7 protein-coding genes are annotated in these 14,945 nt (G+C 38.6%); all 7 read left to right on the forward strand.

Annotated features, from left to right (window positions below; all coding sequences use genetic code 11):
• The first annotated feature begins 361 nt into the window (after positions 1-361).
• The 7 genes from GIY83_RS03790 to GIY83_RS03820 all read left to right on the forward strand — a co-directional run bounded on the left by GIY83_RS03790 (position 362) and on the right by GIY83_RS03820 (position 14,921).
• On the forward strand, positions 362-2,533 hold the full coding sequence (locus tag GIY83_RS03790; protein WP_208684839.1) for an alpha-N-acetylglucosaminidase: 2,172 nt from the start codon (positions 362-364) through the stop codon (positions 2,531-2,533).
• 279 nt (positions 2,534-2,812) lie between these two features.
• Complete coding sequence (locus tag GIY83_RS03795; protein WP_194617030.1) at positions 2,813-5,824, forward strand: TonB-dependent receptor; 3,012 nt, start codon at positions 2,813-2,815, stop codon at positions 5,822-5,824.
• 19 nt (positions 5,825-5,843) lie between these two features.
• Positions 5,844-7,457, forward strand: a complete 1,614-nt coding sequence (locus tag GIY83_RS03800) for a RagB/SusD family nutrient uptake outer membrane protein (protein ID WP_208684841.1) — start codon at positions 5,844-5,846, stop codon at positions 7,455-7,457.
• Between the two features lie 327 nt (positions 7,458-7,784).
• Positions 7,785-10,097, forward strand: coding sequence for a GH92 family glycosyl hydrolase (locus GIY83_RS03805; protein WP_208684843.1), 2,313 nt, complete (start codon positions 7,785-7,787; stop codon positions 10,095-10,097).
• 61 nt (positions 10,098-10,158) lie between these two features.
• Positions 10,159-12,435, forward strand: a complete 2,277-nt coding sequence (locus GIY83_RS03810) for a GH92 family glycosyl hydrolase (protein WP_208684845.1) — start codon at positions 10,159-10,161, stop codon at positions 12,433-12,435.
• 13 nt (positions 12,436-12,448) lie between these two features.
• Complete coding sequence (locus GIY83_RS03815) at positions 12,449-13,021, forward strand: hypothetical protein (protein ID WP_208684847.1); 573 nt, start codon at positions 12,449-12,451, stop codon at positions 13,019-13,021.
• 64 nt (positions 13,022-13,085) lie between these two features.
• Entirely contained in the window at positions 13,086-14,921 is a 1,836-nt protein-coding gene (locus GIY83_RS03820; protein WP_208684849.1) for a metallophosphoesterase, read from the forward strand.
• Positions 14,922-14,945: the final 24 nt, after the last annotated feature.

Below are 14,945 nucleotides of genomic sequence, written 5' to 3' on the forward strand. Positions count from 1 at the left end.
TTATGAGTTTTAAATACTGAGGGGCAAAGAGGAATTCGAACTTTAAATCCAAACCCTTTTTTTATATACTCATTATAGAATTTACTTTTTTTCTCAATTCATACCTTTTTGCTTTAAAAAGTTATAGCATTCAATGAATATGTCTATGCTTTTGATTGATAAATCCATCATGGAGCATAAAATTCTATATAATTTTATTTTTAGTTTAGGATCTATGGTTTATCCTGAATTCATGCAATAGGATTGCTGATTATTAGCAGTAGATTTTTGTTTGGTTTTTAGTTTCAATGGAGATGAATTCATCTCCATTGTTTTTACTAGAATAATAAGGGGTAAGAGAATTTAATAAATACAAGGTTATATGAAAAGAAAGAATTTTAAAATTAAAAAGTGCCATTCCTTAAAGTTGGTATCACTTTTTATACTGTCATTTTTTTTTGGCTTTACAAGCTATAGTCAGAATAAGGAAAAAACAAAAGAGGCCTTTGCAGTAATAGAGCGACTTATAGGCAACCGGGCCAGCGATTTTGAATTGAGCATAATTGACAAAAAACAGGTCAACCAATCAGATTGGTTTGAAATAGAAACAACAGGCAGTAAGGTAAAAATTAAGGCATCCAGTAATACTGCCATTTGTTATGCAGCGTATCATTTTCTAAGGGATATCGGAGCAGTTTTAGTGAGCTGGGAAGGAAATAGAGTAGGGGTGCCTAAGAGTTGGCCCAAGTATTTAAAAAAAGGGGATACGCCTTTTGAGTACCGAGAATATTTAAATGCCTGCACTTTTGGTTACACCACACCATGGTGGGATTGGAAACGCTGGGAACAGGAAATTGACTGGATGGCCATGCACGGGGTAAATCTTCCAACGGCCATGGAAGGTCAGGAAGCCGCCTGGCAGCAATTATGGAAAGAGTACGGTTTGACAAGTAACGAGCTAGAGGCACATTTTGCAGGACCAGCCTTTCTGCCCTGGCAGCGTATGGGAAATATCAACAGTCTTCAAGGACCATTGCCCCCTGAATGGTTCACTAAAAAAGAAGCACTGCAAAAAAGAATCCTGGCAAGAATGAGGGCTCTGGATATGCATCCTGTTGTACCGGCATTTAGCGGGTATGTTCCAAAAGCTTTTGCCCAGAAACATCCAGAGGCCAAAATAACCGAATTAAAATCCTGGTCAGGAGGTGGTTTTGCCAGTACGTTTCTACTGGATTCAAAAGATCCTTTATTTAAAAAATTAGGAAAACGCTTTATTGAAATTTATACCAGTATTTATGGAGCATCTAATTTCTATCTGGCAGATTCTTTTAACGAGATCGAGCCTCCAGTGTCCCAGGATACTAAATATGAAGAACTCTCCAATTACGGAAGCGCTATCTATGAAACTATTAATGAGGCTGCTCCAGGGGCGGTTTGGGTAATGCAGGGGTGGCTTTTTGGAGACAATAAGGAATTTTGGACCAAAGAAGCCACTAGTGCATTTTTAAGTAAAGTGCCCAATGACAGACTAATGGTTCAGGATTATGCCAACGACAGATATAAAGTATGGGAGAATCAGGAAGCCTTTTATGGAAAACAATGGACTTATGGTTATGTTCATAATTATGGCGGGTCAAATCCTGTGTATGGAGATTTGAATTTCTATAAAAATGAACTAACAAGTTTACTGAAAAATCCCAACAAAGGAAATATTGTGGGCTATGGAGCTATGCCAGAAGGCTTGAATAACAATTCTATAGTCTATGAATACATTTATGATCTTGCCTGGAATAAAGGACAGGAGCCTATAGAGGACTGGCTCCAGGCATATCTTCATGCCAGGTACGCAAAAAAGACTTCTGCTGGGGCTTTTCACGCGTGGCAATTATTGTTAGAATCTGTTTACAATGTCAAATATTGGGAGACACGCTGGTGGAATGATAGCGCTGGAGCGTACTTGCTTTTTAAGCGTCCAACGCAAGAAATTACAGAATTTAAAGGAAATCCAGGAGACAAGAAAAAACTAAAACAGGCTTTAGATATTTTGAGCAAAGAGGCTAAAGGATATGATAAAAAGAATTTTATTTATTATGATTTAATTGATCTTTCAAGACATTACTATTCACTCTGCATTGATGAGGATTTGATAGCATGCGTAAAGGCGTACCGGGACAAAGACATCACAAAGGCAGACCAGCTATTTAAAAAGATCCAAAAACAAGCCTTGGCTATTGACAATATCATGACCGGACAGCCTTTGAACAGTCTTGATAATTGGGTACAATCGGCCGCTGAGTACGCAAGTTCTCCACAGGTAGCTCAATTGTATGTAAAAAATGCCAAAACCTTAATTACCCTTTGGGGCGGAGAAGGTCATTTAAATGATTACGCTTCAAGATCATGGAAGGGAATGTACAGGGGATTTTACTGGCCAAGATGGAAAATGTTTTTGCAGGCCTTGAGAGAGTCAGCTGTAGATAATACCCCATTTGATGAGGTAAAAGAAAGGCAAGTAATTAAAAACTGGGAAATTAATTGGACTGAGAGTAAATAAATAATACAAAGAGGATAACTATTACCCTAATAAAGGTAATATAACCTCAGCTTTCAACTCTGGGCTTAAAGGATACCGGGGATATGAAGTGAAATCTTTTACGAAATCGATTAATTAGTCAGTTTTTAATGATATAATTTTATAAAGATACGCTCCTGAACCCTTGCAATTATTGGCTTTAAAGGATTTATCCATGTTTGTGAATAACTTGTCCATTTCTTAAGATTTCTTTACCAGTAATTTCGTCAATACTATATTAACCAATTAACCAAAAAAACAATGGAAAAACTTAAACTTTTATTACTAGCCTTTTTTCTTGGCTTATCAATTAATACCTGGGCGCAAAAAACAGAAATCTCAGGTATAATTTTAGATGAGAAAGGTATTCCTCTGCCAGCGGCTAATGTCCTGGAGAAAGGGACAACTAATACTGCCACGACAGATTTTGACGGGAAATTTAAAATTTCGGTTTCAAACCCAAATGCGATACTACTGGTTTCTTTTATGGGTTTTAATGATCAGTCTGTAAAATTAGAGCCGGCAAAAAAAAATTATTCCATTAAATTACAGTCTAACACCACTAATTTAGAACAAGTAGTAGTGGTGGGTTATGGTAAGGGATCGCGTAAAAACCTGACTACTGCTGTAACGTCTGTTAAGGCTGAGGATTTAAACAGAGGAGCCATTAGTGATGTTGGACAGCTCTTGCAGGGTAAGGTTTCTGGTTTGAACATTTCATCAAGTGGCGACCCTACAAGAACGGCTTCTGTGGTTTTGCGTGGGGCCTCAACACTGAATAGTTCGCAAGGACCGTTTTATGTCATTGATGGTATTCCAGGGGTTGATATCTCGGTGATTGCACCAGATGATATTGCAAGTATTGATGTTTTAAAAGATGCTGCCGCAACGGCAATCTATGGTAACCGTGCTGCAAATGGAGTTATTATGGTCACCACAAAAAAAGGAAGTAAGGGCAGAACCCAGATTGCCTATAATGGTTATGTTGGCTGGGAAGAAGTTTCAAATAATCTGGACATGATGAATGCAGATCAATTAAGAGCATTTACCACTAAAAACAATTTGAATTTTACACCAGAGAACGACAAGGGTGCCAATACAAACTGGCAAAAAGAAATTTTAAGACCAGAACGCGCTTCGTCAAGCAGCCATAACTTATCGATGAGCGGTGGTGGGGATCATGGCAACTACACAGCCAGTATTACCTCGCTGAGTAAAGAAGGGATCATGCTTAAGAGTGATTTCTCGCGTATCATTGCCAGGTTATCTGTGGAACAATTTGCTTTTGATGATAAGGTTAAATTTGGTTTAAATGTTACCAATTCTACTACCAAATATAAAAATGTACCACAGCGAAATACGGTTCTTTTGCAGGCAGCAAGCTATCTTCCTATCTCACCGGTAAGAAATGCTGATGGCAGTTTTTTTGAAAATTTTACCAGTCCGGGATATTTTAACCCGGTAGCTTTAATTGAACACGGTACTGATGAGACCAAAACCGATAACCTTGTGGGTAATCTTACCGCTGAGGTAAAACTTCCCTTTGGATTTACTTATAATTTGAATTTAGCCCACCAAAGATTAACCTCGTCTCATGGAGAATTTTATGACAGTTATTACTCGCAATACAACAGTGCCAACTTTTACAACAACCCAGATCCACCTTTGACTAAAACATTGGTTAATTTTGGAGTAAACGGCTCTGCGCTTAGAAATTCTTACGAGACCAGAAACAATATTATTGAAAGCTACCTTGGTTGGGAAAAATCAATAGGAGAGCATAAAATAAAAGCTGTAGCAGGGTACTCCTGGCAGGAGAATACCCTAGGAGACGGATTTCAGGCTACCACAACTAACTTTCCGGTAGATAATGTAGGATATAACAACCTTGCACTGAGTAATTACACATCTGTTAATGGTTATGTGGTGAATTTTGGAGATAGCAAGGCGTATCAAAAAACGCGTTTAATATCCTATTTTGGACGTTTAAATTACAATTATAAAGACCGATATCTTTTACAGGGATCCCTTAGAAGAGATGGCGGGTCTATGTTTGGGGCCAATAATCGCTGGGGATATTTTCCTTCTGTGGGAGGCGCGTGGAGAGTAGACAAAGAAAGTTTCATGCAGAATCAAAACATTTTTAGTGATTTGAAATTCCGCGCCAGCTGGGGGGTAACAGGTAACTCTTCTGGATTTAATGCCTATACGGCGCAGTTTATCTCCGGGAGTTTGGGAACTTTCTACTACAACGGGCAACAAATTGGAGCTTATGGTCCCAACCAGGCTGCTAACCCGGATTTGAAATGGGAAAAAACAGCTACTGCCAATATTGGAGTTGACTTCTCGATTTTAAAAGGAAAAATATCAGGTTCTGTTGATCTGTACGATAAAAAAACAACCGACATGATCTTTAACTATAATGTTAATCCGGTACTGGTACCGGTGGGAACAATTGTAGCAAACGGAGGCACAATGTCCAATAAAGGTATTGAGGTTAGTTTGAGCGCCACTGTGGTTAAAACGGCCAATTTCAGCTGGACTAGTAATCTGAATTTGGCCCACAACAAAAATGAGATTGTTAAATTAACCAGCCCTTTCTTTGTTGGGGGAGATTCTATCCGTCGTGTACAACCAGACGGTGGTGGACAAACAGGAAGTACATTACAGATTTTTAAAGAAGGAAAACCTTTAGGACAATTCTTTACCTTGAAGTATGCCGGTAAAAATGCCAGTGGAGTTTCCCAATATTATGATAAAAATGGTGATTTGACCACTACACCTCTAATTGGAGTAGATTATCACTATGCAGGAAGCGCGCAGCCAAAATTATTAGCCGGGTGGGCCAATAATTTTCAATACAAAAAATTTGATTTAAGTATTTTCTTCAGAGGCGTTTTCGGCAATAAAATTTTCAATGCAACGCGCGCTGATTTATTCAGGCCGAGTACTGCCATGACCAACAATATTTTAGTGGATGCAGCAGGGGAGTCACCAAATGATTTAAACTCTTATAAATATTCGGATCGTTTTATAGAAGACGGAAGTTATATCAGATTAGACAATATGACCTTAGGGTATAATTTTGGTAAAGTGGGCAGGTATATCAGCAGTGTGCGTATTTACCAAACAGTAAATAACGTATTTACGATTACCAAGTACAAAGGAATTGATCCCGAGGTTGAACAAGGAGGAACAGCTCCAGGTGTAGATTCAAACAACTTCTATCCAAAGACCAGAACTTTTATGTTCGGTTTAAATGTGATCTTCTAAAAAATAAATGCTAAAAATTATGAAAAAGATATTAAAATATTTAGGGCTTCCAGTACTTATGGCTGGTTTAATATGGTCTTGTGACGATCTAGACGTGCCTATTACAACACAATTGACACCGGAGGTTTTTCCTCAAAACTCAGCGCAATATATTCAGACTACAGGACCTGTTTATTCCGCATTTCGTGGTGAATTTTCATTTGCCTGGTGGTGGTCTCAATCTTTATCTACAGATGAAGCTATTCTGCCATCAAGAGGAGGTAACTGGTTTGATAACAGAAATTATATCGCCATGCATTACCATGACTGGAATGCAGATAATGGTATTATAGGGAGTCTTTGGGACTGGTCCTCTAAGGTTATCGGAACAAGTAATCAGGCTATTTCAATTTTAAATCAAACTATGCCTGAGGGTTCAGATAAACAAACTTTGATTTCTGAATTAAAAACAATGCGCGCTATTTCTTATTTCATGTTAATGGATAGTTACGGAGATGTGCCACTAGATACATTATATGGAGATTTTAGCTCTCATGCTAAGACTCCAAGAAAAGACGTTTTCAATTTCATTGAAAAAGAATTAAAAAAAGCAGTTCCTAATTTAAATCCTGCAGCAGGCATTACAACCTATGGAAGACCCAACAGACAAACTGCCAATGCAATGCTGGCCAAATTGTATTTGAATGCTGATGTATATACAGGAACACAACGCTATAATGATTGTATTGCGGCTTGCGATCAGGTAATTAATTCTGGTTTATATCTTGTTGAACCAAGAGCTACGTATCTTCAAATGTTTTATCCTACTAATGGACCTCAGATGAAAGAGTTCATTTTTGCAGTTCCTTATGATCCGGTATCAGTTTCAGTTGGTTTTAATGGACAAATGTATCATGCGCGTTATGATGTACCTCGTTCTGAAAGAGCCAAGTTCGGTCTTCCCTATACGCCAAGTTCACCAAGAAGTACCCTTCCGGAGTTTTATGCGTATTTTAATGATGTAAATGATATACGTAACAAACAATGGCTTACAGGTCTTCAATTTATGAATGACGGGGTTACCCCGGTCATGGTTACCACAACTAAAAAAGGGTACGATCAGTTTTATAGCGGATCTGATGGAGGGGCAGCATATACCTATCAGGTGAATTTAACCCCGGATATTGTGCCTCGTCAAAGCGTAACTTTATTTGATCTTGGAAATGATGAAATTGCCTGGAATATGGGATATAGAAATATTAAATTCTATCCCGATGCTACCTCAACAAATCGTAACCAAAAGAACGACGTTCCTTTCTTGCGTTATTCCGATATCCTTTTAATGAAAGCAGAGTCCATTCTTCGCGGAGGAGGTGCAACCTTAGGACAAAGTGCAGATGCACTGGTAAATATGGTTCGTTCTAACCGTACAACATCTGCAGCCCTAAGCGGTGTTACTCTGGAAGAACTTTATAAAGAGAGAACCCGCGAGTTTACTTGGGAGGCATGGCATAGAAATGATATGATCCGTTTTGGAAAATATGAAGGGCAATGGGGATACAAAACCGATACAGATATTCGTCATCGTGTGTTTCCAATCCCAACCAATGCTATGGTTTTAAATCCGGCTCTAACTCAAAATGATGGGTATTGATCCTGAGGATTCAATAAAGTACACAGGGTAAGTCAAGTTTAATTTTAAATAAGGAGAGGAGAGTAAAGAATCTTCTCCTTTTTTACTGTAAAGAACAAGTGATTTTTCAATTTCTTATAAAAATCAGCTTCAGATTGATTTTTTTAAATAAAAACAAAGCTTAATTGAATGACGCTGGGGGAGTAAAGGAAAAATTAAGCTTTGTAATTTTCTCTCAAGGCATGTTTTTAAAATGCATTACAACGCAATACTTATCAGCAGAGATCTTTCGCCTTGCTATTTCGATTTAGAAATAAACCACTATTGTCCCAACAATACAAAGAATAAATGGAAGTAAATATAATCTATAAAATAGCACGCATTGCAGTGAGTTTAGCTCTTGTTTTTTTAGGGGCCTGTACAACCCAAAATCAGGTTTCCTTAAAAAAAAAGCAGCTATCAGATATGGTTTATCCCTTGCTGGATACAGAGAATTCCAGATGGTTTTATTTCTCATCGGCAAGCCGTCCCTTTGGTATGGTAAATCTAAGTCCTGATACCCAAATTAAGGGCGATTGGGGAGGTGGCTATAAATATACAACAGATACCATTAAAGGCTTTAGCCATATTCACGAGTGGCAGATGTCGGGTGTATCTCTAATGCCTGTAATCGTTTGCGATGAAAACAAACAAAGAATTTTTAAAGATTTTTATTCCAAATTCAGCCATCAAAGCGAAATTATAACACCAGGATATCATTTGGTAGAATTAGATAGATATCAAATTAAGGCAGAATTAACCAGCACACCAAGAGTAGGTTTTCACAGGTATACTTTTCGGCTAAAAGGGCAAAAAGCAGTTCTTTTTAATCTGAACACTATTTTAGGGCCTTGTGAGAATACCAATGGGAAATTAGAAAAAAACAATGATTATGAACTCTCTGGATCACTGGTTTTGAGTACCAATTTCAGACGCCCCAAGCCCTTAACCGTATTTTTTAAAATTAAAACAAATCAGCCTGTTACTTCTCTGGAAAAAGACAATGAGACGGGGAATTATTTAGTTCATTTTAATACAGCTACCCCTGAGCTACTAATGAAAGTGGGAATATCCTACACCTCAGTTGAAAATGCCAATAACAATATTGAAACTGAATTACCGCATTGGAATTTTAAAACAACAGTGGCTGCTTCCAGAGAAGAATGGAGCGCTTTACTGGGAAGAATAAAAATAGAGGGAGCAACAAGAGAAGACCAAAGAAGATTTTACACCGATCTGTGGCATGCCCTGCAAGGCAGAAAAATGATCAGTGATGCAAATGGAGCTTATCCTGATAATACAGGGCAGCAATTCAGGGTTGGACAGCTACCTTTAAATGCTGATGGGAAACCCAAATTCAATCATTATAATTCAGATGCTTTTTGGGGCGCACAATGGACCATAAATAATCTCTGGGGTCTTGTATATCCTGAAATTATGGAGCAGTTTGTGTATTCTTTAATGCAATATTATAAAGATGGGGGTATGATTCCTCGCGGCCCTTCGGCGGGAGATGATACTTACGTGATGACAGGGGCCAGCACAACTCCTTTTATAGTGAGCGCCATTCAAAAAGGCATTGTAAGGCAAGATTTAGAGGCTATTTATATTGCCCTTAAAAAAAACCATATGCCCGGAGGTATTATGGAAAAAGCCGGATATGAGCATACTACCAATATGGGTGGGGGATTAAAACATTATTTGCAAAAAGGATATGTGCCTTACCCGCTTCCCGAAGGTAATTTTGGAAGTCATCAGGACGGTGCTAGCCAGACCTTAGAGTATGCTTATCAGGATTGGACTTTGGCCCAACTGGCAAAAAAACTAAATTATGAGCAGGATTATAATTATTTCATGAAAAGATCAAAAAACTATCAGAAGGTTTTTGATCCAGGCATAGGCTGGATGCGTCCGAGAAACGTGCAGGGAGAATGGCGCGAGAATTATGATCCCTATCAATATGAAAATGGATTTATAGAATCCAATGGAGCCCAATCCACCTGGTTTGTGCCGCACGATATTGAGGGTCTTGCTGCTTTAATGGGCGGAAAAGAAAAGGCTGTTGCAAAATTGAACGCTCAATTTCAGACCGCTAAAAAGCAACATTATACCTCCGGTACATCACACGATGCGGAATTACATCCCGAGTTTAGCAGAATTCCTATAAATTTTGGAAATCAGCCTTCCATACAGACCTCAAATATTTTTACCCTGCTGGCAAGACCCGATCTGGCCCAGTACTGGACAAGAAACGTAGTGAGGGAAACCTTCAGCGGTCTATCTCCCGCGACAGGCTATAACGGAGATGAGGATCAGGGATTAATGGGAAGTTTAAGTGTGTTGCTTAAAGTGGGTTTATTTCAAATCAATGGAGGAACAGACAAGGATGCTGTTTATCAAATAGGAAGTCCAATATTTAGTAAAATTGAAATAGAATTAAATTCTAAATATTATAAAGGCAAAACTTTTGTGATAAAGGCGGCCAATAACAGCCCTGAGAATGTGTATATAAAAGATATAAAATACAATGATCAAACAGTGCGGGATTTTAGTCTCTCCCACCAGGATATTACAAAGGGAGGCGAGCTGATTTTAGAGATGTCAGCTCAACCAAATCCCTGAAATATTTCAATTAAAGAACATTTAAAAAGACCTAAAGAAAAACTAAAGAAATAATACGCAAATGAAAATATCGGCTAAGTTTATCTTTTTTTTAGCACTATCATTTCTGGCTGCAATTAGCATTAATGCACAAAGAACGGTGAATCAGTATGTAGATCCCATGATTGGATCAGAAGGAGTCGGCAGGGTTTTTATCGGGCCCTCTTGTCCTTATGGAATGGTAAAACCAAGTCCGGACTGCACGGTGAGTCCCAACAGTGGCTGGCTTCCAATGCCAAAAGAAGTAACAGGCTTTAGCCAGGTTCACGTCAGTGGAACAGGTGGAGGCCCTAAATACGGAAACATTCAGATTATGCCTTTCTCCGGCGCTTTGGATAAACTCGATCAGAGCGCATTTAGATCTGAAGAAAATGTAAAACTTGGCTATTATCAAAGCGTTTTCAAGGAAAATAAAATCAAAACCGAAATCACAACAGCAGAGAAAGTATCTTTTTACCGCATCACTTACCCCAAAAATGCCTCTAAAGAATTAAAGATTGATCCTGGATTTTTTCTGGGAGAAGAAAAGATTCCTGATGCCAGAGAAGCCCAGCAGTTTGTGGGCTCGCAAATAGAAATTGTTTCAGATACTGAAGTGAGGGGATACAGTAGAATCAGAGGAGGCTGGAATAACGGGCGCGCTTACACGGTTTATTTCTGGGCCGTTTTTGATCAGCCTATTGCAAGATATGTAACTTTTAAAGACGGCGAGTTTTACAATAATGAAAAAGCGCAGTTTGATTCAGGCAAAAAAACAGCAGCCTTGCTTTCTTTTGGACTCGCTGGAAAAGAAGAGTTGAATGTTAAAATCGGAATTTCCTTTTTGAGTGAATTAAAAGCAAAAAATAATATAGAGCTTGAAATTCCGCATTGGAATTTTAATACTGTCCTGACTGCTTTAGAAAACAAATGGGAGGATTTATTACACCGGATCAAATTATCTGAAGATACCTCCCAAGATTATAAAAAAATGTTCTACACGGGTTTGTATCATACCATGATTATGCCTGTGGACCGCACAGGTGAGAATCCGCTATGGACAAATGAGGAGCCTTACTATGATGATTTTTATACCATTTGGGATACGTTTAGAACCTCAAGTCCTTTAATTACCCTGATAGATTCTAAGCGTAAAGTGCAAATCATAAACGCTATGCTCAACATTTACAAACATGAAGGTTTTCTGCCTGAAGGAAGAAGCGGTAATGATAACGGCAGAACCCAGGGCGGATCTAACGCCGAGGTTGTTCTTGCCGATGCTTTTGTAAAAAACTTAAAAGGAATAGATTATGATCTTGCCCTGCAGGCCATGCTCAAAGACGCCACAGTGCCCCCGGGAGGAAATGAAGAAAAAGAAGGAAGGGGCGGGCTTGCAGATTATCTCCTCTTAGGATACGTTCCCTACGGCACGGACCGCGCGGGAAACCGAACTATCGATTACGCCTACAATGATTACAATATTGCCATTCTAGCCAAAGGTTTAGGTAAAACCGATCTGTACAATCAGTACATCAAGCAAGCCGACAACTGGCAGAATTTATGGCGCTCGGATTATGAAAATAATGGCGCCAGAGGATTTATAATGCCAAGAGACAAAGAGGGAAAATGGCTCGATGATGTTGTTTTCGGGGAATCAAAAATCCAGAAGCCTACCTTTAGATACACCCCTGTAATTATCGAATCGCCTTGGTATGTATGCCACTGGTGCGTGTTTTTCTATGAAGGAAATTCATGGGAATATTCCCTTAGCATTCCTCATGATGTTCCCGAACTGATTCGAAAATCAGGAGGCGCAAAAGCCTTTGAAAACAGATTGAATACTTTTTTTGATTCAGAATTGTATAATGTGGCCAACGAGCCTTCGTTTTTAACCCCATGTCTTTATCACTGGATTGGAAAACCGCATTTGAGCAGCCAGAGAATCAGCAGCATTATCAAAAAGAATTTCAATACTTCTAGAGAAGGACTTCCCGGCAACGATGATTCGGGAGCGATGTCCTCATGGCTGGCTTTTCACATGATGGGCTTGTATCCAAACGCCGGACAGCCTTATTATCTGATCAATACCCCTTTTGTAAAACAAACCACCATAGAATTAGAAAACGGTAAAGAGTTTATAATTACAGCCAAGAAAATGACCGATAAAAACAAATATATAAAAGCGGCTTTTTTAAACGGAAAATCTTATAATAAAGCCTGGATTTTACATGATGATATTAATAAGGGAGGAGAATTAATCTTAGAGATGGATTCCAAACCTTCGCCTTGGGGAACTACTATTTTACCACCGGCAAAATAAAACAATCACAAAGATGAAAAATATAATTACAGCATTTCTGTTTTTGATATTTTATCAAACAGCAGTAGCTCAGAGCTACATTCCAACAATAAAAAATAATACAGTCCTGCATTATGTTTGCAAACTTCACGGACAGACCAGAACTTTATCGCTAAGGGCCCAGACGGCAGAGGATAAACTGACTTTTAAACTCGAGACAAGAGGCGTGAAAAGCAGTATTGTTATGCTCGGTGAGGCAGTAAAAAACGGAAATGCCCTGAGTTTTAATCAAGGGGAATATGCCCCGGAGTTACACTTAAAACCAACAGAGACTTTTTTTATGATCTCACAGTCCGCTTATGAGGATTTATTGAAAAACAGTTCTTTTCTCTATAATAATACCCAATATGTTCTGGATGAAAACCAAGACAAAAACGGCGTTTTTATTGAAGGGAAGCTAATCGATGCGCTGCACGTGATCGCGCAAATTGATCAAACTGAAATGTGGATTGTAAAGAATCCGCAGTTTCCTTTAATCTGTAAAATAACCAAGAATCCCCTGGGGATAAATTTTACTTTGGTAGGTGTAGTGGACCAAGTGAATTGAAAAGTAAATCCCGCGAAGAAGACAGGTGTATGGGGTCTGTCGCGCAATATCAAAACAATAAAGAATGTCATTTAAAAATATCTTTGCCTCATTGCTTCTTCTGGTGCTGTTTTCCTGTAAAACAGGGCAAGATTTCAATGAGAAAAAGATCCAAATCGCCTTTATAGCCGATGCTCATCTACAGGATATTTTTGCCAAATTTGAAGATAACCCTTATCAGGGAATCAAAAATCCCCTTACAGGTGAGTATGCCAATATCAGGACGATGAACGCCCAATTGCATTCTACGAGAATTTTCAATGAAAATTATTTTGCGTTTTTGCAAGCTTTAAATGATATTGTCAAAAAAGGCATCAAGCAAGTGGTTCTTCCCGGGGATTTCAGTGATGACGGGCAGCCGGTTCACGTGCGCGGATTAAGAAAAATACTCAGCCAATACTCAGAGAAATACGGAATCTCATTTTTTGTCACCACCGGCAATCATGACGTTGTAAGACCATTTTGGCAGGATGCCACAAAAACTGATTTTTTAGGTAAAGACGGAAAAGAGCAGATTATCAGCAGTTCACAAACTGATCTGAGTAAAAATAAAAACGAGCTGCCGCCCATTATCACAGCCGATATAAAAAACTGGGGTTATAAGGAAATTATTGAGCAAATGCGGGATTTTGGTTTTTTTCCAAAAAAGACCGATTTGTATTGGCAAACCCCTTTTTCGCACTATAGCTATGAAGATTATACTTTTGCCCAAGCGCAAAGGGAAGCTGTTTTGGAGAAAAGAACCTATGTAATTAAAAACACCAATCTACGTCTTTCCGATGCGAGTTATCTGGTGGAGCCCATTAAAGGAATCTGGCTTTTGGCCATAGATGCCAACGCCTATGTTCCTAGCCAGAAGCTATCGGGTCAGATAGATAATGCGCATGATTTCTCGGGCGCCAATACAGGTTATAATAACGTTCTGATTTATAAAGACCACTTATTGAACTGGGTAAAAAAAGTAGCTCAGCAGGCCAAGGAAAACCAAAAAATACTCATTGCTTTTAGCCATTATCCCATGGTGGAATTCAATGATAATGCATCGGGGGAATTAAAGCAGCTTTTTGGCGCCGATAAAATGCAGCTACAGCGAGTTCCCAGCGAAGAGGTAGCACAGCTCTTTGCAGATGCCGGAATTCAGATTCATTTTGGAGGCCACATGCACATCAATGATACCGGGGTTAGAACATCAGCAAAGGGAAATACATTGTTTAATATTCAAACGCCATCCCTTGCAGCCTATATGCCAGGGTATAAAATATTGACAATTCACTCGGACTCTGAGCTTGAGGTGCAAACAGTAGTCATTGGAAAGGTCAAGAAATTCAATAGTTTGTCTGCTTTTTACAAACAAGAATACGCTCATTTACAGCAAAGTAAAAGCGATCATATTTGGAACAAGGAAATTTTAAAGGCCAAGGATTATAAAGCATTTACAAGCTGGCATTTAAAAGAATTAGTGCGTTTAAGATTCCTGCCCGAAGATTTTCCAGCCGATTTTTTACAATCAATTCTAAATCTTTCCGGTAAAGATTTATTAGAAATCAATAAAAATGGATCTGAGCTTAGTGAGTGTTTGAAAGCAAATGCACTGGGGGTTTGCGATTTTGAATTGTGGAGTGGTTTTGATATGATATTGGATTTTTACCGTCTGAGAAGCGCCGGTGAATTGGCAGTTCCCGAAATTGGAAAAAAGAGATTAAAGCAATATGAATTGGTTTGCACAGCGTTAAAAAAATCAAATGATCCAAAACTGATTCTATGGGCAGAAATATTTTGTAAAACCATGAATGGCGAGCCGTCTGATCATTTTAGGATTGATTTAAAAAACAATAAAATTGACAGATTATCTGTTAAATAATTTTGATATTAATTAAATCAAAAA

The organism is Flavobacterium sp. SLB02 (assembly GCF_009664855.1).
Classification (GTDB): domain Bacteria; phylum Bacteroidota; class Bacteroidia; order Flavobacteriales; family Flavobacteriaceae; genus Flavobacterium.

Excerpts from the sequence above, each read along its gene's own strand:
- GIY83_RS03815 (WP_208684847.1), top strand. The coding sequence starts at position 12,449 with ATGAAAAATATAATTACAGCATTTCTGTTTTTGATATTTTATCAAACA.
- GIY83_RS03795 (WP_194617030.1), top strand. The coding sequence starts at position 2,813 with ATGGAAAAACTTAAACTTTTATTACTAGCCTTTTTTCTTGGCTTATCA.
- GIY83_RS03805 (WP_208684843.1), top strand. The coding sequence starts at position 7,785 with ATGGAAGTAAATATAATCTATAAAATAGCACGCATTGCAGTGAGTTTA.
- GIY83_RS03790 (WP_208684839.1), top strand. The coding sequence starts at position 362 with ATGAAAAGAAAGAATTTTAAAATTAAAAAGTGCCATTCCTTAAAGTTG.
- GIY83_RS03820 (WP_208684849.1), top strand. The coding sequence starts at position 13,086 with ATGTCATTTAAAAATATCTTTGCCTCATTGCTTCTTCTGGTGCTGTTT.
- GIY83_RS03800 (WP_208684841.1), top strand. The coding sequence starts at position 5,844 with ATGAAAAAGATATTAAAATATTTAGGGCTTCCAGTACTTATGGCTGGT.
- GIY83_RS03810 (WP_208684845.1), top strand. The coding sequence starts at position 10,159 with ATGAAAATATCGGCTAAGTTTATCTTTTTTTTAGCACTATCATTTCTG.